This window comes from Pseudomonas sp. NFACC14 (assembly GCF_900106885.1).
GTDB classification, from domain to species: Bacteria; Pseudomonadota; Gammaproteobacteria; order Pseudomonadales; family Pseudomonadaceae; genus Aquipseudomonas; species Aquipseudomonas fluorescens_AA.
The window spans coordinates 40,399-67,074 of sequence record NZ_FNOA01000011.1; the positions used below are offsets into that span (position 1 = coordinate 40,399).

The window sequence follows — 26,676 nt, forward strand, 5'->3', positions numbered from 1 at the left end:
CCTTTTCGTTCGTCATCATGGCGCGTTTGGGTGGGGCCGCGTTTGGCTGGTAGACTCGCCCGTCGATTTTTCTGGAGTTTGCCGCCGTGATCACTTCCCGTCTCCGTACCCTGCGCGACCATATCCGTTGGGCCGTCAGCCGTTTCCATGGGGAGGATCTGTTTTTCGGCCATGGCACCGACAATGCGTGGGACGAAGCCCGGCAACTGGTGTTGGGCGCGTTGCACCTGCCGTGGGAAATCGCCGATAGCTACCTGGACTGCCGTCTTGAAGACGAAGAGTTGGTCCATGTGCAACGTCTGCTGCGTCGGCGTATTGCCGAGCGTATCCCGACGGCTTACCTGTTGGGTGAGGCCTGGTTCTGCGGCATGTCGTTCATCGTCGATGAACGGGTGCTCATTCCACGCTCGCCCATTGGTGAACTGATCGATAAGCGTTTTGAGCCTTGGCTGGGCCAGGCGCCGGCACGGATTCTCGACCTGTGCACCGGTTCCGGCTGCATCGGCATTGCCTGCGCCTATGAATTCCCGGAGGCCGAGGTGGTGCTGGCCGACCTGTCGTTCGAAGCACTGGAAGTGGCCAACCAGAACATTGAGCGCCATGGCGTCGATGAGCGCGTGTTCACCGTCCAGGGCGATGGTTTCGACGGTTTGCCGGGGCAGCGTTTCGACCTGATCGTGTCGAACCCGCCTTACGTCGATGCGCAAGACTTCGCCGACATGCCGCCGGAATACCAGCACGAACCGGAGCTGGGCCTGGCCTGTGGCGATGATGGCTTGAACCTGGTTCGCCGGATGCTGGCCGAGGCGGCCGATCATCTGACCGAGAAGGGATTGTTGATTGTCGAGGTTGGCAACAGCCAGGTGCATGTCGAGGCGCTGTACCCGGAAATCGATTTCGCCTGGCTCGACTTCGAGCGCGGCGGCCATGGCGTGTTCATGCTCAGCGCCGAGCAGTGCCGCCAGCACCAGGGGTTGTTCGCTTCGCGGGTTTGATCCCCTCTTAGTCCATCCGGATACACCCACTGTGGGAGCGAGCTTGCTCGCGATGGCGTCGGATCAGCCACATTGCAGTTGACTGATCCATCGCTATCGCGAGCAAGCTCGCTCCCACAGGGTTACTCACGCGCTATTGAGTTCAATGGCGCGTCGCAATCCAGATCAGCAATCCCGCCTGGAACATGGCAAAGGCCACCAGGCAGGTGATGGTGAAGCGCAGGCCGGCGTCTTCGCGCTTGAACTTGGTGACCTTATCTTCCTGCTGCTTGAGTTTGACTTCCTGTTCCGCCAGGTTCTGCTCGGCTTGTTGCAGCATCTGCGCGGCTTCAAGGATGGTCACGAACTGCAGCTTCTCGGTGTTCCAGTCCCCGACCAAATCGCCCACCTGGGCCGGCTTGATGCTGCCCTTGAGGTGCTGGGCGTCGGCGTAGGCCACCTCGAAACCCTGGGCCTTGAGGAAGCGGTCGCGGCGCAGGCGAGTGTCTTCGTTCAGGGCGTCCTTGTTATCCAGGTCGGAACCCTCGACCTGGTAGGCCGACCAGCGCTTCTTGGCCCAGGTAATGCCTTGGGCCGCGAGGAAACGGCCGATGCCCCGATTCAACGGCTCGATTTGCAGGTTTTCCGGCGAAAAGAACAGGCGTTTTTCGACGTGGTCGGCCCAGACATCCAGATGATTCTGTTCCTTGCGCACCCGCTGGTTCGGCAACTGGATGCTCATGCGCAGCAGGCTGCGTTCCTTGCTGTGGCGCTCGACATAGCTGAACTCGACAAACCGCAGCGGCCGCACACCGGTGGCGCGGTCGGTCTTGAGCGGCGCCAGGCGGAGCATTTTGTGATGCTCGGTATGCACATCGGCCCACGGCAGCTCCACCGCAGACGAGGCGGGGGCTTCGGCAGCGGTGTCGGGGGAAGCTTGAGTTTCAGTCATAACGGCAAAATCCTGTCCAGGCCGGCGGGTCGGTAGCCATTGCGCTATCCGACACCGGGTTATCGGCTGTTTTTGCCAGTACTGAAGCTAAATCGACTAAAACCGCCTAACGCGCGGCTAACGAGTCAATAAAACGCAGAATCCGCGTACCCAGTTCGGCCGCCAAGGGCAGGTTGGGGTCCTTGTAGGAGGCCAATTGTCGTTTCACGTCGTTGGGCACGATGCGCATCACGTGGTTCATGCCCTCGATCAGCGCCAGTTCGGCGTCGGGCTTGGCGGCTTTCAACTGCCGGGCATCATCGGCGCCGACCTGGATATCGTTGCTGCCCTGAATGATCAAGGCTGGCATCTTCAGCGCGGCGAAGGCCCGGGCCGGGTCCTGGCGGAACAGCGAAATCAGGTAGGGCTGTACGCTGGGGCGGAAAATGACCTGCAGTTGCGCCGGCACGTTGCTGTCGAGCCGACCGGCCTTGAGACTGTCGAGCAGCTCATTGCTGCGCAGCATCAACGGCGGCGGCAGGCGGTTGCTCAGTTGTTGGCGCAATACCTGGTCGATCGGCCGGGCACTGCCGGACAGCGAAATCACCGCTGCCGCGTTGGCCTGGGGCGCGGCGAGGCTGGCGATCAGCGCACCTTCACTGTGGCCCAGCAGGATCAACGGGCCCAGGCGTGGATCGGCGGCGAGCTTGTGGCTCCAGGCCACGGCATCGGCCACATAGGCCTCGACGCTCAGGTTGCGCTCGTCCGGGGTCGCCGCGAGGCTGGCGGCCACGCCTCGTTTGTCATAGCGCACGCTGGCGATGTTGTGCCTGGCCAGCACCCAGGCCAGGCGCTTGAGGCTGTCGTTACGCCCGCCCTCGGGGTTGTTGCCGTCGCGATCCGTAGGACCGGACCCGGAAATGATCAGGACAACCGGCACCGGCGTGTCGGACTTGGGCAGCAACAACGAGCCGAAAAGCTCACCGCTGCCGGTGTCGAGGCTGATGGGGCGTTGCAGCACCGTGGCCTGTGCCAGGCAGGAAAACAGGCCGGTAAACAAGGTAAGGCTTAGGGCAAGCAGCTTTAACATCATCACGCCATTAGTTGCGAAGGTGCCGGTTGGACTGGTGGCCGCCGATAAGGTTCGAGGATGAACTACGCGGGGAGCCTGCGTATACTGGCGCCCACTACGAATCCAAGGTTGAGTCTCTCAGCGTTTTTCACGGAGCACCCTGCATGTCCGGCAATACCTACGGCAAGCTGTTCACTGTCACCACCGCGGGCGAAAGCCATGGCCCGGCGTTGGTCGCCATTGTCGACGGCTGCCCGCCGGGGCTGGAGATTTCCCTGGACGACCTGCAGCGTGACCTGGACCGTCGCAAGCCCGGTACCAGCCGCCACACCACCCAGCGCCAGGAAGCCGATGAAGTCGAAATCCTCTCCGGGGTGTTCGAAGGGCGCACCACCGGCTGCGCCATCGGCCTGCTGATCCGCAACACCGACCAGAAGTCCAAGGACTACTCGGCCATCAAGGACCTGTTCCGCCCGGCCCACGCCGACTACACCTATCACCATAAATACGGCGAGCGCGACTACCGCGGCGGCGGCCGCAGCTCGGCCCGGGAAACCGCCATGCGCGTGGCGGCCGGGGCGATCGCCAAGAAGTACCTGGCCAGCCAGGGCATCGTCATCCGTGGCTACATGAGCCAGTTGGGGCCCATCGAAATCCCGTTCAAGACCTGGGATTCGGTAGAGCAGAACGCTTTCTTCTGCCCCGACCCGGACAAGGTGCCGGAACTCGAGGCCTACATGGACCAACTGCGCCGTGACCAGGATTCGGTCGGTGCGAAGATCACCGTGGTGGCCGAGGGCGTGATGCCGGGCCTGGGCGAGCCGATCTTCGACCGCCTCGACGCCGAGCTGGCCCACGCGCTGATGAGCATCAACGCGGTGAAAGGCGTGGAGATCGGCGCCGGTTTCGCCTGTGTCGCCCAGCGTGGCACCGAGCACCGTGACGAACTGACTCCGGACGGTTTCCTCAGCAACAATGCCGGCGGTATCCTCGGCGGCATTTCCTCGGGCCAGCCGATCGTGGCGCACCTGGCCTTGAAACCGACGTCCAGCATCACCACGCCGGGGCGCTCCATCGACATCCATGGCAACCCTGTCGATGTGATCACCAAGGGCCGTCACGACCCGTGCGTCGGCATTCGTGCCACGCCCATCGCTGAAGCCATGATGGCCATCGTGCTGATGGATCATCTGTTGCGTCATCGCGGCCAGAACGCCGACGTCCGCGTCAGCACCCCGGTGCTGGGGCAACTTTGATGGCCGGCCTGCCAGCCGCCGTGGCCTGACGACCATGGCGGCACTGCCGTACTGGCGGCTCTCCAGCTTCTACCTGTTCTATTTCGCCCTGCTGGGTTCGACGGCGCCGTTCCTGGCGCTGTATTTCGATCACCTGGGCTTCAACGCGGCGCGCATCGGTGAGCTGGTGGCGATCCCGATGCTGATGCGCTGCGTGGCGCCGAACATCTGGGGCTGGCTGGGGGATTACACCGGCCGACGCTTGGCGATCGTGCGGTTTGGCGCGATCTGCACGCTGCTGACCTTCTCGCTGATCTTCATCGATAAAAGCTACGCCTGGCTGGCGATGGTCATGGCTTTGCATGCATTCTTCTGGCACGCAGTGTTGCCGCAGTTCGAAGTCATCACCCTGGCCCACTTGAGCGGGCAGGCCTCGCGCTACAGCCAGGTCCGCTTGTGGGGCTCCATCGGTTTCATCATCACCGTGGTCGTGCTCGGCCGCTTGTTCGAATGGCTGAGCCTGGACATCTACCCGGTGGCGCTGGTGTTGATCATGGCCGGCATCGTCCTTGCCAGCTTCTGGGTGCCCAACGCCCAGCCCTTGCAGGGGCCGCGAGTCGTGGGGGAGGGCTTCCTGCGGCAACTGCGCAACCCTGGCGTGCTGGCGTTCTACACCTGCGTGGGCCTGATGCAGGTGAGCCACGGGCCGTATTACACCTTCCTGACGTTGCACCTCGAACGCCTGGGCTACAGCCGTGGGTTGATCGGGCTGCTCTGGGCGGTCGGTGTGGTGGCGGAAGTCTTGGTCTTCCTGCTGATGAGCCGGATCCTGGCGCGGTTTTCCGTGCGTCGGGTACTGCTGGCCAGTTTCCTGTTGGCGGCGTTGCGCTGGCTGTTGCTGGGCTCGCTGGCCGAGTTTCTCTGGGTGTTGTTGTTCGCCCAGGTGCTGCATGCGGCGACCTTCGGCAGCTTCCACGCCGCGGCCATCCATTTCGTGCAACGCAGCTTCGGTCCTCGCCAGCAAGGCCAGGGGCAGGCGCTGTATGCCGCGCTGGCCGGTACCGGCGGGGCCTTGGGCGCGTTGTACGCCGGCTACAGCTGGAACGCCCTGGGCGCCAGTTGGACGTTCAGCCTCGCCAGCCTCGCCGCGTTCGCGGCAGCCGTTATCATTGCGACACGCATGCAAGAGGACCGGCCATGAGCCTTCGAACCATTAATTTGCTGGAGCCATTGTCATGAGCAGCCTGTCCGTTTATCACGTCTCGAGCCCTGACCTTCCGAACAAGGTGTTGACTCATTTCGAGGACATTGCCGCGACCCTGGCCGAACAAGGTGTTCGCTTCGATCGCTGGGAAGCGGCGGCGAAAATTCAGCCGGGGGCCAGTGAGGAGGACATCATCGCGGCTTACCAGGCTCAGATCGATGCGTTGATGACTGAGCGGGGTTACGTTGCGGTCGATGTGGTCAGCGTGAGCAGCGATCACACCGAACAGGTGGAGCCGCAGGCTGAGTGGCTTGATGAATATCGCCATGGCCAGGACGAGGTACGATTTTTCGTCAGCGGTCGAGGGTTGTTTAACCTGCACATTGGCGATTATGTCTATGCGGTGCTGTGTGAAAGGAACGATCTGATAACGGTGCCTGCCGGTACGCCGCATTGGTTTGACAGGGGGGAGCGGCCGCATTTTGTTTCGATCCGTTTGTCCGGTGACGCCCAGGGGGTGGTCGCGGAGTTCACAGGCGATGATATCGCTCGCCGGTTTCCTCGCCTGGAAGACTGACCTGCGTTCAAAAGTGAGCGGCCGTTACCGTCGAACGGATAGGCCCACCCATCGCCCGGAACACGGCGGGCTTTTGCAAGACGCAAAAAACGGCGCTTCCCATTTCTGAAAGAAGCGCCGTTTTCCAGTCAACAGCAACGCGAGTTTCCGGCAGACTCAAGCGCTGTGGTAAGTCGGCAGCGCAAACCGATGCTGGCTCTGCAACAGCGTGATCTGGGGCAACTCGCTGGCCTGTTCGGCCAAGTCGCGACGGATCGCGCTGATCGCCCAGGACAACTGATCCCCCGCGTGCAGTTGCGCATAGGAAATCGTGCGTTTGAACAGCTTGCCGTCGCTATTACGCAAGGTCAGCAGAATGCCGCCATCCGGGCGGGGTTGAGTGGTCACTTCGTAGTTGGAAAACAGGGATGCAAACTTTTCTTGAATCATGTTCATAGTTGACTGCTCCATGGTGTGGCAAACCGTGGAGGGGTAGTTGCACTGTCTGTGCCAGCATTTATCACCTTAAAATTACTTTAAAAAACAATGTGTTACGTTTTTGCTCGATTTTCGCTTTCGTGCATCTTGCATGAACGGCCATCGTGCATCCTGCATTTTGCGTGGTCGGGCAACGATATTTGGAACCAAATCGTTTTCCGGCGCTCACGCTTCGCCTGCCTCGGGCAGCAGATACAAAACATTGCAAAAACCGCATGTACAGTGCCGCGACCGGCGGCGTACTTTCGAGCCAAAATCACCGCCAGCCCGATAACAAGAACCGAGACCCACGAGGTCGAACGGGGAAGATCACATGAGTCGTACATCCAGCGACGCCATTACCTGGGGCATGATGCTGCGCAAGCTGCCAGCCATCGCCAGAGCCGTTCCCCGGATCGTCAAAGGCAGGAAGCTGGCCAATGTCCAGGATCCGACCCAACCGTGTGGCCTGGGCTGGTGTTTCGAACAGGCCACCCGACGCAATCCCGAGGGCCCGGCGCTGCTGTGTGGCGATACGGTGTTGAGTTATGCACAGGTCAACGGGCAGGCCAATCGCATCGCCCATTACCTGTTGGCCCAAGGCATCGGCAAGGGCGACTGTGTGGCGATATTCGTCGAGAACCGGCCGCAGTTGTTGATCAGCGTGCTGGCGATGGCCAAGGTGGGCGCGGTCAGTGCCATGCTCAACACCTCGCAAACCGGCGATGCGCTGGTGCACAGCCTGGCCCTGGTCAACCCGATCGCGGTGCTGGTCGGGGATGAGCGGGTCGCGGCTTTCAACGATGTGCGAGCGCGCACCGCACTGCCGGTCAACAGGACCTGGTGGCTGGCGGATCAGGACGGCGTCGATGTGCCGTCCGGTTTCGTCGACCTGATGGCCGGTTGCGAGGATTACCCGGACGATAACCCGGCGTGCAGCCGCGAGGTTTTCTGCAACGATCCGTGTTTTTACCTCTACACTTCGGGCACCACCGGGCTGCCCAAGGCCGGGGTGTTTCGCCATGGTCGCTGGATGCGCACCTCCACCAGCTTCGGCCTGATCGCCCTGGACATGCGGCCCGATGATGTCGTCTATTGCACCTTGCCGCTGTACCACGCCACCGGCCTGTGCGTGTGTTGGGGCGCGGCGATCTGTGGCGCGTCGGGGTTCGCGATTCGACGCAAGTTCAGCGCCAGCCAGTTCTGGAGCGATGTGCGCCGTTACCGGGCGACCACATTGGGGTATGTCGGTGAGTTGTGCCGGTACCTGATCGACCAGCCCGTCGTTGCCGATGACCGCCACCACGGTGCGAAGAAAATGATCGGCAACGGCCTGCGGCCCGGGGCCTGGTCGGCCTTCAAGACGCGGTTCGGCATCGATCATATCTGCGAGCTGTATGCGGCCAGCGACGGCAATATCGGGTTCACCAACGTCCTGAATTTCGACAACACTGTCGGGTTCTCCCTGATGGGCTGGGAATTGGTGCAGTACGACCATGCCAGTGGCCTGCCGCTGCGCAACCTGCAGGGTCGCATGCAAAAAGTGCCCAAGGGCCAACCGGGCCTGCTGCTGGCGCGGATCGACGAGAAGGCGCCACTGGATGGCTACACCGAGCAAGCCTTGACCGAAAAAACCATCTGCCGGGATGTCTTCGTGCTGGGGGACCGTTACTTCAACACCGGAGACCTGCTGCGCAACATCGGCTTCGGGCATGGGCAGTTCGTCGATCGCCTCGGCGACACCTATCGCTGGAAAGGCGAGAACGTCTCCACCACGGAAGTCGAAAACGTCTTGCTGCAACACCCGCAGGTGGCCGAGGCGGTGGCTTATGGCGTGGAGATCAATGGCACCAATGGCCGTGCCGGCATGGCGGCGATCACCCCGTCCGAATCCCTGGCGACCCTGGACTTCAGCGAGCTGCTGCAATTCTTGCAATGCAAGTTGCCCGCCTATGCCGTGCCGCTGTTCCTGCGCATCAAGGTGAAGATGGACACCACCGGCACCTTCAAGTACCGGAAGACGCGCCTGAAGGCTGAAGGGTTCGACCCGTGCGTCGCCGGGGATGAGCCGGTCTATGCCTGGCTGCCGGGTACCGATACGTACGTGCGGGTGGACCGGCAACTCGCGGTGCGGATCCAGGATGGACAATTGCGTTATTGATCCTGGCTATGGCGGGCACAGTGAAAAAAGGGATGACAGCGCCCGGGGCCCTCGGGAAACTAGCCGCTTTGCGAAGAGCCGAGTGGAGTTTCCCATGTCCGATACAAGCCGCCAGATGACCCCGGAAGAGGCTGCCGAGTTTGCCGAGCAGGTGTTCAACGTCGCACGCCAGGGCGACGCGGCCATGATGGCCGCGCTCCTGAGCAAGGGCCTGCCGCCCAACCTGCGTAATCACAAGGGCGACACCCTGTTGATGCTGGCCGCTTACCACGGGCATGTGGAAACGGTGAAAGTGCTGCTGGAGCACAAGGCCGATCCGGAAATCCGCAACGACAACGGCCAGAGCCCGATTGCCGGCGCGGCGTTCAAGGGCGACCTGGCAGTGGTCTCGGCGTTGGTGGACGGCGGCGCGCAAGTGGAGGGCGCCTCCTTCGATGGCCGTACCGCCTTGATGATGGCGGCGATGTTCAACCGGGTGGAAATCGTCGACTACCTGATCGGCAAAGGCGCCGACCCGAAAGCCAAGGACGCCAACGGCGTCTCGGCCCTCGATGCCGCCAGGACCATGGGCGCGGTGGACACCACGGCGCAGTTGGAAAAAATGTTGGCCCTGTAGGAGCTGCCGAGCGAAGCGAGGCTGCGATCTTTCACCTGACAGTTGAATCTCAAGCGAGCGATCAAGATCAAAAGATCGCAGCCTCGCTTCGCTCGGCAGCTCCTACGGACCGATGTGATGCGCTATCCTGCCCGCCCTAAAGACACCCTTCGCCACAGGATTCACCCCCATGAAAGCCGCTCTCATCGAACTCGTCGGTAAAATCAGCTCCGGCTGCCTCGGCGAGGCGGACATCGCGAAAATCGCTGACGAAGCGGCCCAGGCCTACGCCGATCCGACGGCTTTCCTGGCCGCCAACCCCGATATCAACTACGACGACACGTTCCCGATCCCGTTGGGTGAGTGGGTGGTGGTGGGCAGCCTGCCGGACACCGTGCTGTTCCAGGCCGACACCTACGTGGACCTGTTCGAACAGATCGTCGCCTCGTTCGGCCCTGGCGTGGCGTTCAATCTCAAGCCCAAGCAGCTGGCGAAAACCGAAGCCCTGACCGCGCTCAACCGCATCCAGATCCAGATGAGCAGCCTGAACAAGGAAAACGGCGGCTACGTGCTGATGAACTTCAGCCAGTTGCTCGACGATGAATTGCAAATGGTGCTGGTGTACGGCAACGACGTGCCGCAGGTGCTGGAACTGTGTGCCGAAGTCGGCATCGCCGCCGCGCCGGCCTTGGAAGCTCTCAAGGTCGCGGTCCACGTCTGAAGCAATAAAACGGAACCCTTGCCTGGGGCCCGCTATCCTAAGGGTGCCTATCACCATTTGGGAGCGACACCATGGGTTCCACCTTCAACGGCCTGGTCGGCCTGATTATCCTGGCGCTCGATATCTGGGCGATCATCAATGTGCTCAAGAGTGGCGCGGAAACCGGGATGAAAATTCTCTGGGTGCTGCTGATCCTGCTGCTGCCGGTCCTGGGCCTGATCATCTGGGCGATTGCCGGGCCGCGTGGCAACGTGCGGATTTGACCGCTCCATGAAAATGCCCGGTCGCCTCGAGCGACCGGGCATTTTTTATGCGTGGGGTTTCAGGCCGTGGCCAGGGACGGCTTGCGCGAGGCACTCAAGAAGCGCAGCAAGGCCAACAGCGGAAAGGCGCTGCCGACGATCACCACCCACAACCAGCCGCCGTGCTCGTATACCGCGCTGGCAATCGATGAGCCAAAGGCGCCGCCGACGAAGATGCTGGTCATGTACAGCGCATTCAGCCGGCTGCGACTCTTGGCATCGAGGGCGTAGATGGTGCGCTGGCCCAGGACCATGTTCATCTGCACGCAGAAGTCCAGGACCACGCCGGTCACCGCCAGGCCGATCACACTATAGAGCGGATGGATGAACGCCGGCAGGAAACTCAGGCTGGCGAACAGCATCGCCAGCAGCGAGGCGTTGCGGGTATGGCCGGCATCCGCCAGGCGACCGGCGATGGGCGCGGCGATGGCACCGATGGCACCGACCAGGGCGAACAGGGCGATTTCAGTCTGGGACAGGCCATGGTTGCGTGACAGCTCCAGCGGCACGGCGGTCCAGAACAGGCTGAACGTGGCGAACATGCAGGCTTGATAGAACGCCCGTTGGCGCAACAGCGGTTGTTGGCGCAGCAGGGTGCCGAGCGAACCCAGCAGTTGACCATAGGAGGCGCTATGGTCGGGCTGGCGCTTGGGCACGGTCAGCGCCAGGACGATGCTGATCGCGACCATCAACGCGGCGGCGATGATGAACATGGCCCTCCAGCCGAAGTGATCGGCCACGACGCTGGAGACCGGCCGCGCCAGCAGGATCCCGAGCAGCAGGCCGCCCATGATCCCACCGACGACCCGCCCCCGGGACTCCTCCGGCGCCAGGTGCGCGGCCAGCGGAATCAGGACTTGCACCGACACCGAACTGAATCCCACCAGCAGCGAGACCAGCAGGAACACATTCGGCTGGTCAGTGAACGCCGCCCCCAGCAAGCTGGCAATCGCCACCAGCGTGGTGAGAATCATCAGTCGACGGTTCTCCAGCAAGTCACCCAACGGCACCAGGAAAAACAGGCCCAGGGCATAACCGATCTGGGTCAGCGAGACGATCAGGCTGGCCATGGTGCTGCTCAGGCCGACATCGGGTGCGATCAGTTCGATGATGGGTTGGGCGTAGTAGATGTTGGCGACAATGGCGCCGCAGCAGAAGGCGAAGAGCAGGACCATGCCGCGGGTCAGGGTGCTGCCGGGCGAGGTGGGTGAATGAGCACTCATGGCAATCTCATCGATCGATTGAAAGGATGGCGTGAGGCTAAAGACTTGCGGGGCTCAGGAACAGGGCTTGTGGCTGATATCAGTCATGCCGGGAATTAATGGCAACGATCAGATCCTGTGGGAGCGAGCTTGCTCGCGATAACGGTCTGTTCTACATCAATGATGTTGGAATGAAGCCGCAATCGCGAGCAAGCTCGCTCCCACAGGTTTGCACTTGGCTGACAGCGTGGTTTTGAGGCGAGTCGAGCCTCACTGCCCGCTATAGATCTGGTCGAAAATCCCACCGTCATTGAAGTGAGTCTTCTGCACCGTGCGCCAGTCGCCGAAGGTTTTTTCCACGGACAGGAAGTCCACTTTCGGGAAGCGGTCGGTGTATTTGGCCAGTACTGCCGGGTCCCGTGGGCGCAGGTAGTTGGCGGCAGCGATTTCCTGGCCTTCGGGCGACCACAGGTATTTGAGGTAGGCCTCGGCGGCTTCGCGGGAGCCTTTTTTCTCGACGACTTTGTCGACCACGCTCACCGGTGGCTCGGCCTCGGCGGAAACGCTTGGGTAGATCACTTCGAACTGGTCGCGGCCGAACTCGCGGGCGATCATTTCCGCCTCGTTTTCAAAGGTCACCAGCACGTCGCCGATCTGGTTGGTCATGAAGGTGGTCGTCGCGGCGCGACCGCCAGTGTCCAGAACCGGCGCCTGCTTGAACAGTTTGCCGACGAAGGCCTTGGCCTTGTTCTCGTCACCGCCATTTTTCAGCACGTAACCCCAGGCCGACAGGTAGGTGTAGCGACCGTTGCCGGAGGTTTTCGGATTGGGCACGATCACCTGCACACCGTCCTTGAGCAGGTCGGGCCAGTCCTTCAGTGCTTTGGGGTTGCCTTTGCGCACGATGAACACCGTGGCCGAGGTGAACGGCGCGCTGTTGTTCGGCAGGCGGGTGACCCAGTTCTCGGGCACCAGCTTGCCATTGTCCGCCAGGGCGTTGATGTCGGTGGCCATGTTCATGGTGATGACATCCGCCGGCAGCCCGTCGATCACCGAGCGCGCCTGTTTGCTGGAGCCGCCGAACGACATTTGCACGGTGATGTTTTCGTTGTGCTCGGCCTGCCAGTGCTTCTGGAAGGCTGCGTTGTAGTCCTTGTAGAAGTCGCGCATGACGTCGTAGGAAACGTTAAGCAGGATCGGGGCGGCGTGGGCCAGGCTGCCGAAGGTCAGGCCAACGGCGAGAAGGGAGGCGCCAAAGAAGTTCTTCACTTACGAATTCCTTTTTATTTGAACGGGGATTCCGGGCAATTAGCCAGCACACTAGCTGCATGCCTATAGACCTTCAAGCATCAAAAAGTGCTTTGCTTATTCCAATTTCTTAAACAGTGCATTGCCACAACGGGAGCAGAAAGCGGCGCCGTGTTCGTGGTTGTTTTTGCTGCACACCGGGCAATCGTGCCTGAGCTGGTCACCGCGCATGGCCGTGGCCAGTTCAGCCGTGAAAATACCCGTTGGCACGGCGATGATCGAGTAACCGGTGATCATCACCAAGGACGACACCACTTGGCCCAGGGGCGTCTTGGGCACGATGTCGCCGAAGCCTACGGTGGTCAGTGTCACGATAGCCCAATAGATACCCTTGGGGATGCTGGTGAAACCGTGCTCGGGGCCTTCGATGACGTACATCAGCGTGCCGAAGACGGTCACCAGGGTCGAGACGCTGACCAGGAACACGATGATTTTCTGCTTGCTCCCGCGCAGCGCCGCCATCAGGTAGTTGGCTTGCTTGAGGTAAGGGCTGAGCTTGAGCACGCGGAAAATCCGCAGCATGCGGATGATCCGAATGATCAGCAGGTATTGGGCATCGCTGTAGTACAGCGCCAGGATCCCCGGCACGATCGCCAGCAGATCCACCAGGCCGTAGAAACTGAAGGCATAGCGCAGCGGCTTGGGCGAGCAGTACAGGCGCAGGCCGTATTCGACGATGAAGATGAACGTGAAGCCCCACTCGATAGCCGCCAGCAGGGCCGCATAGTGCTTGTGCACGCTGTCGATGCTATCGAGCATCACGATCACCAGGCTGGCGAGGATGATCAACAGCAGGGTGCTGTCGAAGCGCCGGCCGGCCACGGTGTCGGTCTGGAAAATGATCACGTAGAGGCGTTCACGCCAGTTGTCGCTGCTTTGCATAATCTTCGCCTGAACCGGAATCAGCGAAGCCTAGGGGGATTGCCCCGTACAGCGCAAGGCGCGATGTCGAGGCTGGCCTGACGCCACGCCCGGCCGGTGGCCTGGATCAGCCAGCAGGCGAGGATGAACGGCGCTGTCAGGGGAGGCAGGCCGAGGGCGGTAAAGCCTGGCGTGAGCATGATTGCCAGGACGATGCCCATCAGCGGCAGCCATGGGCGGCGCTGTTGGCTGAGGGCCAGCGCCACCAACACCGGGTTATAGCCGCCCAGCCCGGACAGGGCGGTTGCGTTTTCATGCTGCGACAAGGCGAAGGCCAGGCCGAAGGCGGAAGCGAACAATGCCCACGCGCCGGCGCGCCGGTTGGCCAGCAGCAGACCGGCGGCGATCAGCGCACCGGCCGCTGGATGGTCGAGAAACATGACCTGGCCCAGTCCGCTCAGAAGCGCGGCCAGCAGGTTGGGCAGGGTCATTTCAATCGAGGTGACGGCGGGCTGCGGCAGGGTGAACCCCATCAGCAGCCAAGCCAGCCCGACAAAGGGCGCGGTATAGGCGGGCAGGCAACGAGGGCCTCGGGTGCGCTTGAGCCATTGCTGGGTCAGCATCGCGCTGAGGCCACCCGCGGCGATGATCAGCGGTGGCAACAGGGTGGACCAGGGCAACGCCAGGCTCAGCAGCAAGCCCAGCAGGATGCCGTTGTAGCTGAACAGTCCGGCTTGCCGGTCGGCCTTGGTGTAACCGCGTCGCTGGGCCGTCAGCAACCCGGCCACCCCGCCGAGCAATGCGCCGCCGAACAGGGCGGGCGCCGTGAGCAGGATCGCCAACAGGCACAGCAGGCCGCACAGCGGATGGCGCTGGAGAAAAACCTGGCTGAAGCCGTTGAGCAGGGCGGTGGCCCAGTCGGGGCAGTGGGTGTTGGGCATGGTAGGTGTGTGCCAGAGGGACCGAGTCGACTTCATCGCGAGCAAGCTCGCTCCCACAAGGGCACCGCAGCCCCTGTGGGAGCGAGCTTGCTCGCGATGAGGCCAGTACAGACGCTAGATCAACGTCTCGATGCGCAGCGAATTGGTCGACCCCGGCTGCCCGAACGGCACGCCCGCGGTGATCAGCAAGGTATCGCCACGCTGGGCCATGCCTTGGGCCTGGGCGATTTCCAGGGCGGTGGAACAGACTTCGTCCACCTGCTTCAACCGATCATTGACCACCGAGTGCACGCCCCAGGCCACCGTCAGGCGGCGGGCGGCCTGCAGGTTCGGCGTGAGGTTGAGGATCGGCACCGCCGGCCGTTCCCGCGCCGCGCGCAGGCTGGAGCTGCCGGATTCGCTGTAGTTCACCAGCACCGCCACCGGCAGGATGCTGCTGATGCGCCGGATCGCGCAGCTGATGGCATCCGACACCGTGGCCTCGGCTTTCGGTCGGCTGACGTCCAGCTGCGCCTGGTAGTCGGGACCGTTTTCCACCTGGCGGATGATCTTGCTCATCATCTGCACGGCTTCGAGGGGGTAATCCCCTGAGGCGGTTTCTGCCGACAGCATCACTGCATCAGCCCCTTCGGCCACGGCGTTGGCAACGTCAGTGACTTCGGCGCGGGTGGGCGCCGGGGAAAAGCGCATCGACTCGAGCATCTGGGTGGCCACCACCACCGGTTTGCCCAGGGCGCGGCAGGTGCCAATGATGTTTTTCTGAATCTGCGGCACGCTTTCGGCCGGGACTTCGACCCCCAGGTCGCCGCGGGCGACCATGATCGCATCGCTCAATTCGGCGATTTCCCGCAGTTGGGTCACCGCCGACGGCTTCTCGATCTTCGCCATCAGGAACGCCTTGTCGCCGATCAGCGCGCGAGCTTCGCGGATGTCCTCGGGCCGCTGCACGAACGACAATGCCACCCAGTCCACGCCCAGCTCCAGGCCGAAACTCAAGTCGCGCCGGTCCTTGGCGGTCAACGGGCTCAGGTCGAGCACGGCCTGGGGCACGTTCACGCCTTTGCGGTCCGACAGCTCGCCGCCGTTGAGCACTTCGGTGTCGATGGCGTCGCGGTGCCTGGCGGTCACGCGCAGGCGCAACTTGCCGTCGTCCAGCAGCAGGTCCATGCCCGGCTCCAGGGCCGCGATGATTTCCGGGTGGGGCAGGTTGACCCGGCGTTGATCACCCGGCGTCGGGTCCAGATCCAGGCGCAGGGCCTGGCCCCGTTGCAGCAGGACCTTGCCGTCGGCGAATTGGCCAACCCGCAGCTTCGGACCTTGCAGGTCCATCAGGATGCCCAGGGGGTAATTGAGCTGCTGCTCGACGTCACGAATCCACTGGTAGCGCTGGGCGTGGTCCGTATGGTCGCCGTGGCTGAAGTTCAGGCGGAAGATGTTCACGCCGGCCTGTACCAGCTCGCGGATGTCATCGATCCCACGGGTGGCGGGGCCGAGGGTCGCGAGGATCTTGACCTTTTTATCAGGCGTCATGTTGGGGGTTCTCGAGGATCAGGATGGCGCGAAAGTCGTTGACGTTGGTGCGGGTCGGTTCGGTGACGATCAGCGCATCCAGGGTGGCGAAGTAGCCGTAGCCATTGTTGTTGTCCAACTCGTCGCTGGCGCACAGGCCCAGTTTGGCGGCGCGGCGATAGCTGTCCGGGGTCATGAGGGCGCCGGCGTTGTCTTCGGAACCGTCGATGCCGTCGGTGTCGCCGGCCAGCGCATAGATGCCGGGATGGCCCTTGAGGCTGTCGGTCAGGCTCAGCAGGAATTCGGCATTGCGCCCGCCACGGCCATCGCCGCGCACGGTAACGGTGGTTTCGCCGCCGGAGAGAATCACGCACGGCGCCGCCAGCGGCTGGCCGTGCAAGGCGATTTGCCGGGCAATGCCGGCATGGACTTTCGCCACCTCCCTGGATTCGCCTTCCAGGTCGCCGAGGATCAACGGGCTGAAACCGGCCTGGCGAGCCTTCACCGCTGCGGCTTCCAGGGATTGCTGGGGACGGGCGATCAATTGGAAGTGGCTGCGGGCCAGGCTCGGGTCGCCGGGCTTGACGGTTTCCGACGCTGGGTTGTGCAGCCAGTCGCGCACCGACGCCGGCACATCGATGTGGTAGCGCTGGAGAATCGCCAGGGCTTCGGCCGATGTACTGGGGTCGGCCACCGTGGGGCCGGATGCGATGACCGTGGCCAGGTCACCCGGCACATCGGAAATCGCGTAGGTGTACACCGTCGCCGGCCAACAGGCCTTGCCCAGGCGCCCGCCCTTGATCGCCGAGAGGTGCTTGCGCACGCAATTCATCTCGCCAATGGTCGCACCGGACTTGAGCAAGGCTTTGTTGATCGACTGCTTGTCGGCCAGGGTGATGCCTTCGGCGGGCAAGGCGAGCAGGGCGGAGCCGCCGCCGGACAAGAGGAAGATCACCCGGTCGTCTTCGCTGAGATTGCTCACCAGCTCCAGTACCCGCTGGGCCACGGCCAGGCCCGCGGCGTCAGGCACCGGGTGGGCGGCTTCCACCACTTCGATTTTCTGGCAGGGCGCGCCATGGCCGTAGCGGGTCACCACCAGGCCGGACACTTCACCCTGCCAGCAGCGTTCGACCACTTGCGCCATGGCCGCCGCGGCCTTGCCGGCGCCAATGACGATCACCCGGCCGCTGCGGTCGCTGGGCAGGTAGTGTTCAAGGACGTGGTGCGGATGGGCCGCGTCGATGGCTGTGGCAAACAGCTCGCGCAGCAGTTGTTGCGGATCGACCGACATGGCGGACTCCCGGTTTTTTATTATGGGTGTTGATGCGGACCCTGTGGGAGCGAGCTTGCTCGCGATAGCGGTTTTACATTCAGCAACGATGTTGGCTGGGCTACCGTTATCGCGAGCAAGCTCGCTCCCACAGGGGGGCAGGGTTTATTTGTCGCGAATCGAGAAATTGGCCATGTGCTCCAACCCCTTGATCAGCGCCGAGTGATCCCAGTGGCTGCCGCCAATGGCCGCGCAGGTGCTGAACACCTGTTGGGCGTTGGCGGTGTTGGGCAGGTTGATGTTCAGTTCCTTGGCGCCTTGCAGGGCCAGGTTCAGGTCCTTCTGGTGCAGGCTGATGCGGAAGCCCGGGTCGAAGGTGCCCTTGATCATGCGTTCGCCGTGCACTTCGAGGATCTTCGACGACGCGAAACCTCCCATCAGTGCTTCACGGACCTTGGCCGGGTCGGCACCGTTTTTCGCGGCGAACAACAACGCTTCGGCCACCGCCTGGATGTTCAGGGCGACGATGATCTGGTTCGCCACCTTGGCGGTCTGGCCATCGCCATTGCCGCCCACCAGGGTGATGTTCTTGCCCATGGCCTGGAACAGCGGCAGGGCGCGCTCGAAGGCGGCGTTGTCGCCACCGACCATGATGCTCAGGGTCGCGGCCTTGGCACCGACTTCACCACCTGAGACCGGGGCATCGAGGTACTGTGCGCCTTTTTCATTGATCTTCGCCGCGAACGCCTTGGTGGCGGTGGGGGAGATCGAACTCATGTCGATCACCACCTTGCCCGCGCCCACGCCCGCCGCCACGCCGTCGGCGCGGAACAGCACGTCCTCGACCTGCGGCGTGTCCGGGACCATGACGATGATGAACTCGGCTTCCTGGGCCACTTCCTTCGGGTTGGCCAACGCCACCGCGCCACCGGCCAGCAGGTCGGCCGGAGCCGCGTCGTGGTGCTGGGACAGGAACAGGCTGTGACCGGCCTTTTGCAGGTTCAGTGCCATGGGGTGGCCCATGATGCCGGTGCCGATGAATCCGATTTTAGCCATGGGGAAATCCTCTTGTTTTTGTATTGCTTCAAGCAAATGGGAGACGGCTTTTTGTGGGAGCGAGCCTGCTCGCGATGGCGGCTCTACATTCAATAAAGATGTTGGCTGGACTACCGCTATCGCGAGCAGGCTCGCTCCCACAAGGTTTTCAGCCAGCCCAGGCCGGCTTCGGTGGTGGTCAGCGGCTTGTATTCACAGCCGACCCAACCCTGGTAGCCGATGCGGTCCAGGTGTTGGAACAGGAAGCGGTAGTTGATTTCCCCCGTGCCCGGCTCGTTGCGGCCCGGGTTGTCCGCCAGTTGCACATGGTTGATCTCGCCCAGGTGCGCCGACAGGGTCCGGGCCAGGTCACCTTCCATGATCTGCATGTGGTAGATGTCGTATTGCAGGAACAGGTTGGCGCTGCCCACCTGCTCACGGATCGACAAGGCCTGGGCGGTGTTGTTCAGGTAGAAGCCAGGAATGTCGCGGGTATTGATGGCTTCCATCACCAGCTTGATGCCTTTGGCCTGCAACTTTTCGGCGGCGTATTTCAGGTTGGCGACGAAGGTTTTCTCCACCAGGGTTTCACTGCAGTTCTGCGGACGAATCCCCGACAGGCAGTTGACCTGCGTGTTGCCCAGCACCTGGGCGTAGGCGATGGCCAGGTCGACACCGGCGCGGAATTCCTCGACCCGGTCCGGCAGGCAGGCAATGCCGCGCTCGCCCTTGGCCCAGTCGCCGGCCGGCAGGTTGAACAGCACTTGGGTCAGGCCGTGGGTGTCGAGCAAGGCCTTGAGTTCGGCGGAGCTGTAGTCATAGGGGAACAGGTATTCGACACCACTGAAGCCGGCCTTGGCGGCGGCTTCGAAACGGGCGAGGAAATCCTGCTCGGTAAACAGCATGGACAGGTTGGCGGCGAAACGCGGCATGGTGGTCTCCTGTGAATATTTATCAGGCCCCCTGGGGGAGCGGGCTTGCTCGCGATAGCGGTGTGTCTGCTTGCATCCAGGTTTGAATGTAGCGCCGTCATCGCGAGCAAGCTCGCTCCCGCAGGGACGCCGGTCGGTCAGTCGAGCAACGAAATGGCGGTCGGTGCATCGTTGCCCACAAGCGCCAAGTCTTCAAACTCATTGACGGCATTGATCTCGGTGCCCATGGAGATGTTGGTCACCCGCTCCAGGATGATCTCGACGATCACCGGCACCTTGAACTCCTCGATCATCGCTTGGGCCTGGCGCAGCGCCGGTTGGATACCCGCCGGTTCGAACACCCGCAGCGCCTTGCACCCCAGGCCCTCGGCCACGGCAACGTGGTCCACACCATAGCCGTTGAGTTCCGGGGCGTTGAGGTTGTCGAAGGACAACTGCACGCAATAGTCCATGTCGAACCCGCGCTGGGCCTGGCGAATCAGACCCAGGTAGGAATTGTTCACCACCACATGGATGTAGGGCAGTTTGAACTGCGCACCCACCGCCAGCTCTTCGATCATGAACTGGAAATCATAGTCGCCCGACAGCGCCACGACCTTGCGGCTCGGATCGGCCTTGACCACCCCCAGCGCCGCCGGAATGGTCCAGCCCAAGGGACCGGCCTGGCCGCAGTTGATCCAGTGGCGTGGCTTGTAGACGTGGAGGAACTGCGCCCCGGCGATCTGCGACAGGCCGATGGTGCTGACGTAGCAGGTGTCCTTGCCGAACACCTGGTTCATTTCTTCGTACACCCGCTGTGGCTTGACCGGCACGTTGTCGAAGTGGGTCTTGCGCTGCAGGCTGGCCTTGCGTTGCTGGCAGTCCTGCAGCCAGGCGCTGCGGTTTTTCAGTTTGCCGGCGGCTTGCCATTCGCGGGCCACTTCGATGAACACGGTCAGGGCCGAGGCGGCGTCGGAAACGATGCCCAGGTCAGGGGTGAAGACGCGGCCGATCTGGGTCGGCTCGATGTCCACATGAATGAACGTGCGGCCTTCGGTGTAGACGTCCACCGAACCGGTGTGACGGTTGGCCCAGCGGTTACCGACGCCCAGCACCACGTCCGACTTGAGCAAGGTCGCATTGCCGTAGCGGTGGGACGTTTGCAGGCCGACCATGCCGACCATCTGCGGATGATCGTCGGGAATGGTGCCCCAGCCCATCAGGGTGGGGATGACCGGGATACCGGTCAGCTCGGCGAACTCCACCAGCAGGTCGCTGGCATCGGCGTTGATGATGCCGCCGCCGGCCACCAGCAATGGACGCTCAGCCTGGTTGAGCATGGCCAGGGCTTTCTCGATCTGCACGCGGTTGGCCGCGGGTTTGGCCAGCGGCAGCGGTTGATAGGCGTCGATGTCGAACTCGATCTCGGCCATCTGCACGTCGAACGGCAGGTCGATCAGCACCGGGCCCGGGCGGCCGGAGCGCATCTCGAAGAACGCCTTCTGGAAGGCATACGGCACCTGGCCCGGCTCCAGCACGGTGGTTGCCCACTTGGTCACGGGTTTGACGATGCTGGTGATATCCACAGCCTGAAAGTCTTCCTTGTGCATACGGGCGCGGGGGGCTTGTCCGGTGATGCACAGAATCGGGATGGAATCGGCCGAAGCGCTGTAGAGCCCGGTCACCATATCGGTGCCGGCCGGGCCCGAAGTGCCGATGCACACACCGATATTGCCGGCCTTGGTCCGGGTGTAGCCCTCGGCCATGTGCGAGGCGCCTTCAACGTGGCGAGCGAGGACGTGATCGATGCCACCCACCTTCTGCAGGGCGGAGTACAGCGGGTTGATCGCGGCACCCGGGATGCCGAAGGCCGTGTCCACGCCTTCACGGCGCATCACCAGAACGGCAGCTTCGATTGCTCTCATTTTGCTCATTGTTTTGTGCCTCTTACGTTTTGTAATTGTATACAAGTGGCTTTGTGCAGAGTGTATTCATGGCGAACGACGCAGGTCAATCCCTTTCCTCAAGCACCTGTTTCATTCGTCGGAAGGTCAGGTTTTGCTGCTTTCTTCTATCAGTTAAGGTGATTTGTGAAAATTATTGTATACAAAAATATTCTATGTTGTGTTCTATTTATGGGGTTCGGTTTTGCTGAAAGTGAAGCCCTCAAGGCTTTTCCATAACAAAAGAAGGACAGCACCCATGAGCGTTCTAACTTTGAAAATCGCCGTCAATCTGGCCGGGCAAGCCCTTGCCGCCGGTCATGAAATCAGCGCTGCGCCCTTGACCGTCGCGGTCCTGGACAGTGGCGGGCACCTGATTGCCTTGCAGCGCGAAGACGGCGCCAGCCTGCTTCGCCCGCAGATCGCCATCGGCAAGGCCTGGGGCGCCATCGCCCTGGGCAAAGGCTCGCGCCTGCTCGCCCAGGACGCCCAACAACGCCCGGCGTTCTTTGCCGCTTTGAATGGGTTGGGACAGGGCAACGTCGTACCGGCCCCGGGTGGGGTATTGATCAGGGATCAGAACGGCAGGGTGCTGGGGGCGATTGGTGTCAGTGGCGATGTTTCGGATGTGGATGAGCAGGTGGCGGTCAGGGCGGTGGAGGCGTTGCAGTTGAGGGCGGATGTGGGGGTGGTCGCTTGATTTTGGGGTGAATGGACTGACGCCATCGCGAGCAGACTCGCTTCCACCAGATGGGCTGCGGCGAACACAATATGTATGAGATTTTGCAAATCTCCTGTGGGAGCGAGCCTGCTCGCGATAGCAATCGATCAGACACATCCGGGTAAAAAGTTGGCCCGCATCCAAGTGTCTTCAGGTCTAGGCTTGCTCAGGATTCGATCATCTAAGGGGCACGGAATGCCTGGTTCACCAGCGTCACATCGGCTGCGCCTTGGCCGTAGTGCTGAGTCCAACCGGACTTATTTATTGACCACTAATACATTTGGCCGAGAGCCAATCTTCAATGACTTTATCCTAGGCAGATTGGTTGTTGAACAGTTTCGGAAGGCGGAGGATCAAGGCTTCGCCAACTCATTGGCATGGGTCGTTATGCCTGATCACTTCCATTGGTTGATCGAATTGCGCAAAGGGTCATTGGGTGACTTGATGCAGAGGACAAAATCACTGAGCACCAAATCAGTGAAGCTGCGTCTCGATCGCAAGCTCAGCATTTGGCAGGCAGGCTTTCATGACCGCGCGCTACGACGGGAAGAGGACTTGGTAAAGCTTGCTCGATATGTTGTCGCCAACCCGTTACGGGCAGGTTTAGTGAAGAAACTTGGCGATTATCCATTGTGGGACGCCATTTGGGTTTGACTCATAACCGAGTCGCCGTCATCGCGAGCAGGCTCGCTCCCACAGTGATTTGTGTGTGCCTGTGAGTTTTGCGGCTGTTGAGGGCCGAAGTGTGGGAGCGAGCTTGCTCGCGATTGAAGCCGCCTCGGGCTATCAGTCTGGCTCACACCCTTTCAGCACCAACCGAATGATCGTCTGCGCAGCGGCTTCATAGTCGGCTTCGTCCAGCTTCGCCTTGCCGGTCACGGCGCTGATCTGCCAGTCGAAGTCGGCATAGGTCTGGGTGGCGGCCCAGATGCTGAACATCAGGTGGTTGGGGTCGATGGGGGCGATCTGGCCGCGGTCGATCCAGCTCTGGATGCAGGCGATGTTGTGCCGGGCCTGGGCGTTGAGTTGTTCCACCAGGTCGGGGCTCAGGTGGGGGGCGCCGTGCATGATTTCACTGGCGAAGACTTTCGAGGCGAAGGGCAGGTCGCGGGAGATGCGGATCTTGGAGCGGATGTAATGGCTCAGCACCTCGCCGGGCACGCCGTCGGCATTGAACGGGGTCGAGGCCTGGAGAATCGGCTCGATGATGCTTTCCAGTACCTCGCGGTAGAGGTTTTCCTTGGATTTGAAGTAGTAGTAGACGTTGGGTTTGGGCAGGCCTGCCTTGGCCGCGATGTCGCTGGTCTTGGTCGCGGCGAAGCCCTTGTCGGCAAATTCTTCGCTGGCGGCACGCAGGATCAATTCTTTGTTGCGCTCGCGGATTGTGCTCATAAACCCAGGGGTTCCTTGCCTGTTCTGGCGGTGGCGCATGGTAGCACCGGCTTCGCGCGGCGCTCAAGAATGCCCCAAGGCGCCGCGGCTCGCGGTATGCTGCGCGGCATTATTATTCAAGGAGCCCCTCCATGGCTGGAAGCAGTTTGCTGGTACTGATCGACGACATCGCCACCGTGCTCGACGATGTCGCGCTGATGACCAAGATGGCCGCCAAGAAAACCGCCGGCGTTCTCGGCGATGACCTGGCGCTCAATGCCCAGCAAGTGTCGGGCGTGCGTGCCGAGCGAGAGCTGCCAGTGGTGTGGGCGGTGGCCAAGGGATCGTTCATCAACAAATTGATCCTGGTGCCGTCGGCGCTGGCGATCAGCGCTTTCGTCCCGTGGTTGGTGACGCCGTTGTTGATGGTGGGCGGTGCCTATTTGTGTTTCGAGGGGTTCGAAAAACTGGCCCACAAGTTCCTTCACAGCAAGGCCGAGGACCAGGCCGAACATGCGCAACTGGTCGAGGCGGTGGCGGATCCGGCGGTCGATCTGGTGGCCTTTGAAAAGGACAAGATCAAGGGCGCGGTACGCACCGACTTCATCCTCTCGGCCGAAATCATCGCCATCACCCTCGGCACCGTCGCTGACGCAGCATTGACCCAGCAGGTGATCGTCCTGTCGGGCATCGCCATCGTCATGACCATTGGCGTCTATGGCCTGGTGGCCGGGATCGTCAAGCTCGATGACCTGGGACTCTGGTTGACGCACAAGCCAGGCCAGGCCGCCAAAAGCATCGGCGGTGCGATCCTGAGTGCGGCACCCTACATGATGAAAAGCCTGTCGGTGATCGGCACCGCGGCGATGTTCCTGGTGGGCGGTGGCATCCTGACCCATGGCGTGCCAGTGGTGCATCACTGGATCGAAGGCGTGACGGCCAGCGCCGGTGGTGCCGGGTTTATCGTGCCGACGTTGCTCAATGCCGTGGCTGGGATCGTTGCTGGGGCGGCGGTGTTGGCGGGGGTGATGGTGGTTGGCAAGGTCTGGAAAGCGCTGAAAGGCTGAGACCTGGCAACCCATGATCACTGTGGGAGCGAGCTTGCTCGCGATGAGGGCCTGACATTCAACATTTAGTTGTCTGACAGAGCGCTATCGCGAGCAAGCTTGCTCCCACAATGGGTTTGGGGTGGTCGAAAGTTACTCGGCGATCTGCAACTTGCGCGACTCGGTGTACACGTAGCGCACCTTCTCATACTCGAAGGGCGTGTTGAGTTGCCCGTAGCGGAAACTGGTCTGGTAGCGCTTGTCGACGCCGCGCAGGAGCAGCAATTCCGGGTGGTTGGAGCTGACTTCGGAGACGTTCAGGAAGTTGATCGCCGATTCGGCCGTGTAGTCCACCAGCAGGCCCGAGGTGTCGCGCAGGTTCGACGGGCCGAAGATCGGCAGCACGAAATACGCACCGGCCGGCACGCCATAGAAGCCGAGGGTCTGGCCGAAATCTTCGCTCTGGCGCGGCAGGCCCATGGCGGTGGCCGGGTCCCACAGGCCGGCGATGCCCACAGTGGTGTTGAGTAGCAGCCGCGCCGTGGTTTCCATTGAACGCTTGCCCTTGAATTGCAGCAGGCTGTTCATCAGGTTCGGCACGTCCCCCAGGTTGTTGAAGAAATTGCTGACCCCTGTGCGCACGAAGCCAGGGGTAATGTAGCGATAGCCGTCGACGACGGGCAGGAAGACCCATTGGTCGAAGCGGTAGTTGAAGTGATAGACCCGGCGGTTCCAGGATTCCAGCGGGTCATAGACGTTCAACGCGTTGAGGGTCGAGCGCTCGAACTCGCGCTGGTCAAGCCCCGGGTTGAACTTGAGTTTGGTCAGCGGTTCCTTGAAACCGTCCGAATCCACCACCACAGGCGCATTGGCTTTGCTGTTGTCGGCGTGGACCATGCCCGCACTCATTAACGCAGCGATAAGCAGCAGATATTTAGCCACGGAAAAACTCCAGCATGGCGTCGCTGTTGACGCGGTAGTTAAGGTTGCCGCAGTGGCCGCCCAGCGGATAAACCGTCAGGCGATCGCCAAAGGTCTTGCGCAGGAAGCCCAGGTCGCCCGGGCCGAGAATGACGTCGTCGGCATTGTGCATGACGGCAATCTTCGGGCTGTCGTGCAGGTAATCCTTCAGCGCGTACAGGCTGACCTGGTCGACCAGTTGCAGCAGGCTGCCGCCGTCGGTGCGCGCGCGCCACATCGGGATCACCTGCTCGGTGAGGTAACAGTCGAAATCGCATTGCAGCGCACGCTTGAGGAACGGCGTCAGGCTGGTGCTTTCGGTGATCGGGAACTTGGGGGGGATGATCAGGCCGCGACGGTTGATCAGGTCCGAGGTGAACGCGATGTCCGCCGCCGAGAAACGGAACGAGGTGCCGATCAACATCGCCATCTGTTCATTGCTCAGGTGCTGCTTGGACTGTTGGAAGTCATAGAGCAGGGCATCGTTGAGGTCGATGTAGCCTTTTTGCTGGAAGTAACGGGTCAGCTTGTTCAGTACCAGTTCATAGAAAGTCGTGGTGCTGTTGATGCCCTTGACTTCGGTCTGGACCAGTTTGTCCAGGTTGGTGATCGAGGTATAGAGGTTCACCGGTGGGTTCAGCAGCAGCACTTTCTTGAAATTGAAGCTGCGCCGGGTTTCGTCCAGGTGGGCGACAAAGGCCGCATCCAGGGCGCCGAGGCTGTAGCCGGTCAGGTAGTACTCGGTCACCGGCAGCTTGGGGTTCTGTGCGCGCACGGCCTGCATCACCCGGTACATGTCCTCGGCGTCTTCCTTGGAAATGCCCGGCGTGGCAAAGCGCGAAGCGGCACTCATGAAGTCGAAACTGGTGGGCGAGGACAACTGCACCACGTGGTAGCCGGCCTTGTAGTAGAGGCGCTTGAGGTATTCGTTGAGGGTGCTGTCGTAGCGTGCACCGGTGCCGGCGATCAGGAAGATCAGCGGCGCGGGCTTGTCCTGGGTGGCCATGCGGTAGGTGAGGCTTTTTACTGGCCAGAAGTTGTCCGGCAGGATGAACTCGCGTTCCGGGCGCAGGGTCAGGTTGTGGTCCGCCTGATTGATGTCTTCGATCAGCGGCAGCTCCGGACGCAGGTCCGGCGGCGTAGTGGCGATGGTCGCCTCGAACGGGTTGGTCAAGGGGTAGCCATAGCTGGCGGCGTCTATATCTGCCGCCAGCGCGGACGCACTCAGGATAAGGCCGCCGAGGAGGGCAGCGAAGCGCAAGGAACGGAGCATGACTGGATCCCTTAGAGGAAGGTGCCGAATGAAGTTCGCAGCCTATGACCACCGAAGCGGAGCCAAGTGCCATGATGGGCACAAAACAGGCACGGAC

Annotated in this window: 26 protein-coding genes; 11 read left to right on the plus strand and 15 right to left on the minus strand. The window is 61.9% G+C overall.

Annotated elements, in window-relative coordinates:
* Positions 1-86 precede the first annotated feature (86 nt).
* Positions 87-995 carry a 50S ribosomal protein L3 N(5)-glutamine methyltransferase gene (gene prmB / locus BLU85_RS17400; protein ID WP_092201743.1) on the plus strand — a complete coding sequence of 303 codons (909 nt, stop codon included), beginning with the start codon at positions 87-89 and terminating at the stop codon, positions 993-995.
* A 142-nt stretch (positions 996-1,137) separates the two neighbouring features.
* On the opposite strand, the gene BLU85_RS17405 is transcribed toward prmB, so the two are convergent.
* Positions 1,138-1,926: a hypothetical protein gene (locus tag BLU85_RS17405; protein ID WP_092201745.1), complete on the minus strand. Its 789-nt coding sequence runs from the start codon at positions 1,924-1,926 to the stop codon at positions 1,138-1,140.
* 106 nt (positions 1,927-2,032) lie between these two features.
* Positions 2,033-2,998, minus strand: a complete 966-nt coding sequence (locus BLU85_RS17410; protein ID WP_092201747.1) for an alpha/beta hydrolase — start codon at positions 2,996-2,998, stop codon at positions 2,033-2,035.
* 143 nt (positions 2,999-3,141) lie between these two features.
* On the opposite strand from BLU85_RS17410, the gene aroC reads away from it, so the two are divergent.
* The 3 genes from aroC to BLU85_RS17425 are packed head-to-tail and all read left to right on the plus strand — an operon-like array spanning position 3,142 to position 5,993.
* Positions 3,142-4,233 (plus strand): chorismate synthase, encoded by a 1,092-nt coding sequence (gene aroC, locus BLU85_RS17415; RefSeq protein ID WP_060741135.1) that lies wholly within the window; start codon positions 3,142-3,144, stop codon positions 4,231-4,233.
* Positions 4,234-4,267: 34 nt separating this feature from the next.
* Positions 4,268-5,413 (plus strand): MFS transporter, encoded by a 1,146-nt coding sequence (locus BLU85_RS17420; RefSeq protein WP_092201749.1) that lies wholly within the window; start codon positions 4,268-4,270, stop codon positions 5,411-5,413.
* 34 nt (positions 5,414-5,447) lie between these two features.
* Complete coding sequence (locus tag BLU85_RS17425) at positions 5,448-5,993, plus strand: 1,2-dihydroxy-3-keto-5-methylthiopentene dioxygenase (protein WP_092201751.1); 546 nt, start codon at positions 5,448-5,450, stop codon at positions 5,991-5,993.
* 156 nt (positions 5,994-6,149) lie between these two features.
* Here the strand turns inward: BLU85_RS17425 and BLU85_RS17430 are convergent, their stop codons facing one another.
* Entirely contained in the window at positions 6,150-6,428 is a 279-nt protein-coding gene (locus BLU85_RS17430) for a DUF3509 domain-containing protein (RefSeq protein WP_003204481.1), read from the minus strand.
* 355 nt (positions 6,429-6,783) lie between these two features.
* Here BLU85_RS17430 and BLU85_RS17435 point away from each other — a divergent pair, with 355 nt between their 5' ends.
* From BLU85_RS17435 to BLU85_RS17450, 4 genes are all read left to right on the plus strand, one after another.
* Positions 6,784-8,610, plus strand: a complete 1,827-nt coding sequence (locus BLU85_RS17435) for a long-chain-acyl-CoA synthetase (protein WP_092201753.1) — start codon at positions 6,784-6,786, stop codon at positions 8,608-8,610.
* Positions 8,611-8,704: 94 nt separating this feature from the next.
* On the plus strand, positions 8,705-9,226 hold the full coding sequence (locus tag BLU85_RS17440; RefSeq protein ID WP_092201755.1) for an ankyrin repeat domain-containing protein: 522 nt from the start codon (positions 8,705-8,707) through the stop codon (positions 9,224-9,226).
* Between the two features lie 169 nt (positions 9,227-9,395).
* On the plus strand, positions 9,396-9,926 hold the full coding sequence (locus tag BLU85_RS17445; RefSeq protein WP_092201757.1) for a hypothetical protein: 531 nt from the start codon (positions 9,396-9,398) through the stop codon (positions 9,924-9,926).
* A gap of 71 nt (positions 9,927-9,997) precedes the next feature.
* Positions 9,998-10,189, plus strand: a complete 192-nt coding sequence (locus BLU85_RS17450) for a PLDc N-terminal domain-containing protein (protein WP_003204476.1) — start codon at positions 9,998-10,000, stop codon at positions 10,187-10,189.
* Positions 10,190-10,248: 59 nt separating this feature from the next.
* Here BLU85_RS17450 and BLU85_RS17455 read toward each other — a convergent pair whose 3' ends face one another.
* From BLU85_RS17455 to gcl, 9 genes are all read right to left on the minus strand, one after another.
* Positions 10,249-11,451, minus strand: coding sequence for an MFS transporter (locus BLU85_RS17455; protein ID WP_092201759.1), 1,203 nt, complete (start codon positions 11,449-11,451; stop codon positions 10,249-10,251).
* Between the two features lie 249 nt (positions 11,452-11,700).
* Positions 11,701-12,699 (minus strand): sulfate ABC transporter substrate-binding protein, encoded by a 999-nt coding sequence (locus BLU85_RS17460; RefSeq protein WP_092201761.1) that lies wholly within the window; start codon positions 12,697-12,699, stop codon positions 11,701-11,703.
* A gap of 96 nt (positions 12,700-12,795) precedes the next feature.
* The gene (locus BLU85_RS17465; protein WP_092201763.1) at positions 12,796-13,620 is read right to left on the minus strand and encodes an ion transporter; all 825 of its coding nucleotides are present in this window, start codon (positions 13,618-13,620) and stop codon (positions 12,796-12,798) included.
* Positions 13,621-13,640: 20 nt separating this feature from the next.
* Positions 13,641-14,540, minus strand: coding sequence for an urea transporter (locus tag BLU85_RS17470; RefSeq protein WP_092201765.1), 900 nt, complete (start codon positions 14,538-14,540; stop codon positions 13,641-13,643).
* A 114-nt stretch (positions 14,541-14,654) separates the two neighbouring features.
* A complete protein-coding gene (gene pyk / locus BLU85_RS17475; RefSeq protein ID WP_092201768.1) occupies positions 14,655-16,070 on the minus strand; it encodes a pyruvate kinase in 1,416 nt (471 codons plus the stop codon).
* Positions 16,060-17,340 (minus strand): glycerate kinase type-2 family protein, encoded by a 1,281-nt coding sequence (locus BLU85_RS17480; RefSeq protein ID WP_092201770.1) that lies wholly within the window; start codon positions 17,338-17,340, stop codon positions 16,060-16,062. Before BLU85_RS17480 ends, pyk begins: the two co-directional genes overlap by 11 nt.
* Positions 17,341-17,484: 144 nt before the next feature.
* Complete coding sequence (locus BLU85_RS17485; protein ID WP_092201772.1) at positions 17,485-18,375, minus strand: 2-hydroxy-3-oxopropionate reductase; 891 nt, start codon at positions 18,373-18,375, stop codon at positions 17,485-17,487.
* A gap of 116 nt (positions 18,376-18,491) precedes the next feature.
* Positions 18,492-19,286 carry a hydroxypyruvate isomerase gene (gene hyi, locus BLU85_RS17490; protein WP_092201774.1) on the minus strand — a complete coding sequence of 265 codons (795 nt, stop codon included), beginning with the start codon at positions 19,284-19,286 and terminating at the stop codon, positions 18,492-18,494.
* Positions 19,287-19,423: 137 nt separating this feature from the next.
* A complete protein-coding gene (gene gcl / locus BLU85_RS17495; RefSeq protein WP_060741149.1) occupies positions 19,424-21,199 on the minus strand; it encodes a glyoxylate carboligase in 1,776 nt (591 codons plus the stop codon).
* 268 nt (positions 21,200-21,467) lie between these two features.
* Here gcl and BLU85_RS17500 point away from each other — a divergent pair, with 268 nt between their 5' ends.
* The gene (locus BLU85_RS17500) at positions 21,468-21,908 is read left to right on the plus strand and encodes a GlcG/HbpS family heme-binding protein (RefSeq protein WP_092201777.1); all 441 of its coding nucleotides are present in this window, start codon (positions 21,468-21,470) and stop codon (positions 21,906-21,908) included.
* A 216-nt stretch (positions 21,909-22,124) separates the two neighbouring features.
* Entirely contained in the window at positions 22,125-22,583 is a 459-nt protein-coding gene (locus BLU85_RS17505) for an REP-associated tyrosine transposase (RefSeq protein ID WP_092201780.1), read from the plus strand.
* Positions 22,584-22,715: 132 nt separating this feature from the next.
* Here the strand turns inward: BLU85_RS17505 and BLU85_RS17510 are convergent, their stop codons facing one another.
* Positions 22,716-23,321: a TetR/AcrR family transcriptional regulator gene (locus tag BLU85_RS17510; protein ID WP_092201782.1), complete on the minus strand. Its 606-nt coding sequence runs from the start codon at positions 23,319-23,321 to the stop codon at positions 22,716-22,718.
* 131 nt (positions 23,322-23,452) lie between these two features.
* Here BLU85_RS17510 and BLU85_RS17515 point away from each other — a divergent pair, with 131 nt between their 5' ends.
* Positions 23,453-24,367 carry a DUF808 domain-containing protein gene (locus BLU85_RS17515; RefSeq protein ID WP_092201784.1) on the plus strand — a complete coding sequence of 305 codons (915 nt, stop codon included), beginning with the start codon at positions 23,453-23,455 and terminating at the stop codon, positions 24,365-24,367.
* A gap of 132 nt (positions 24,368-24,499) precedes the next feature.
* On the opposite strand, the gene BLU85_RS17520 is transcribed toward BLU85_RS17515, so the two are convergent.
* Both BLU85_RS17520 and BLU85_RS17525 read right to left on the minus strand, forming a co-directional pair.
* Positions 24,500-25,288, minus strand: a complete 789-nt coding sequence (locus BLU85_RS17520; RefSeq protein WP_092201786.1) for an MlaA family lipoprotein — start codon at positions 25,286-25,288, stop codon at positions 24,500-24,502.
* On the minus strand, positions 25,281-26,579 hold the full coding sequence (locus tag BLU85_RS17525; protein WP_092201788.1) for an alpha/beta fold hydrolase: 1,299 nt from the start codon (positions 26,577-26,579) through the stop codon (positions 25,281-25,283). Before BLU85_RS17525 ends, BLU85_RS17520 begins: the two co-directional genes overlap by 8 nt.
* Positions 26,580-26,676 lie beyond the last annotated feature (97 nt).

Bases quoted from the DNA above. Each gene is read 5' to 3' on its own strand.
- BLU85_RS17405 (WP_092201745.1), bottom strand. From the start codon at position 1,926: ATGACTGAAACTCAAGCTTCCCCCGACACCGCTGCCGAAGCCCCCGCC.
- BLU85_RS17410 (WP_092201747.1), bottom strand. From the start codon at position 2,998: ATGATGTTAAAGCTGCTTGCCCTAAGCCTTACCTTGTTTACCGGCCTG.
- aroC (WP_060741135.1), top strand. From the start codon at position 3,142: ATGTCCGGCAATACCTACGGCAAGCTGTTCACTGTCACCACCGCGGGC.
- BLU85_RS17420 (WP_092201749.1), top strand. From the start codon at position 4,268: ATGGCGGCACTGCCGTACTGGCGGCTCTCCAGCTTCTACCTGTTCTAT.
- BLU85_RS17425 (WP_092201751.1), top strand. From the start codon at position 5,448: ATGAGCAGCCTGTCCGTTTATCACGTCTCGAGCCCTGACCTTCCGAAC.
- BLU85_RS17430 (WP_003204481.1), bottom strand. From the start codon at position 6,428: ATGAACATGATTCAAGAAAAGTTTGCATCCCTGTTTTCCAACTACGAA.
- BLU85_RS17435 (WP_092201753.1), top strand. From the start codon at position 6,784: ATGAGTCGTACATCCAGCGACGCCATTACCTGGGGCATGATGCTGCGC.
- BLU85_RS17440 (WP_092201755.1), top strand. From the start codon at position 8,705: ATGTCCGATACAAGCCGCCAGATGACCCCGGAAGAGGCTGCCGAGTTT.
- BLU85_RS17445 (WP_092201757.1), top strand. From the start codon at position 9,396: ATGAAAGCCGCTCTCATCGAACTCGTCGGTAAAATCAGCTCCGGCTGC.
- BLU85_RS17450 (WP_003204476.1), top strand. From the start codon at position 9,998: ATGGGTTCCACCTTCAACGGCCTGGTCGGCCTGATTATCCTGGCGCTC.
- BLU85_RS17455 (WP_092201759.1), bottom strand. From the start codon at position 11,451: ATGAGTGCTCATTCACCCACCTCGCCCGGCAGCACCCTGACCCGCGGC.
- BLU85_RS17465 (WP_092201763.1), bottom strand. From the start codon at position 13,620: ATGCAAAGCAGCGACAACTGGCGTGAACGCCTCTACGTGATCATTTTC.
- BLU85_RS17470 (WP_092201765.1), bottom strand. From the start codon at position 14,540: ATGCCCAACACCCACTGCCCCGACTGGGCCACCGCCCTGCTCAACGGC.
- pyk (WP_092201768.1), bottom strand. From the start codon at position 16,070: ATGACGCCTGATAAAAAGGTCAAGATCCTCGCGACCCTCGGCCCCGCC.
- BLU85_RS17480 (WP_092201770.1), bottom strand. From the start codon at position 17,340: ATGTCGGTCGATCCGCAACAACTGCTGCGCGAGCTGTTTGCCACAGCC.
- BLU85_RS17485 (WP_092201772.1), bottom strand. From the start codon at position 18,375: ATGGCTAAAATCGGATTCATCGGCACCGGCATCATGGGCCACCCCATG.
- hyi (WP_092201774.1), bottom strand. From the start codon at position 19,286: ATGCCGCGTTTCGCCGCCAACCTGTCCATGCTGTTTACCGAGCAGGAT.
- gcl (WP_060741149.1), bottom strand. From the start codon at position 21,199: ATGAGCAAAATGAGAGCAATCGAAGCTGCCGTTCTGGTGATGCGCCGT.
- BLU85_RS17500 (WP_092201777.1), top strand. From the start codon at position 21,468: ATGAGCGTTCTAACTTTGAAAATCGCCGTCAATCTGGCCGGGCAAGCC.
- BLU85_RS17505 (WP_092201780.1), top strand. From the start codon at position 22,125: ATGCCTGGTTCACCAGCGTCACATCGGCTGCGCCTTGGCCGTAGTGCT.
- BLU85_RS17510 (WP_092201782.1), bottom strand. From the start codon at position 23,321: ATGAGCACAATCCGCGAGCGCAACAAAGAATTGATCCTGCGTGCCGCC.
- BLU85_RS17515 (WP_092201784.1), top strand. From the start codon at position 23,453: ATGGCTGGAAGCAGTTTGCTGGTACTGATCGACGACATCGCCACCGTG.
- BLU85_RS17525 (WP_092201788.1), bottom strand. From the start codon at position 26,579: ATGCTCCGTTCCTTGCGCTTCGCTGCCCTCCTCGGCGGCCTTATCCTG.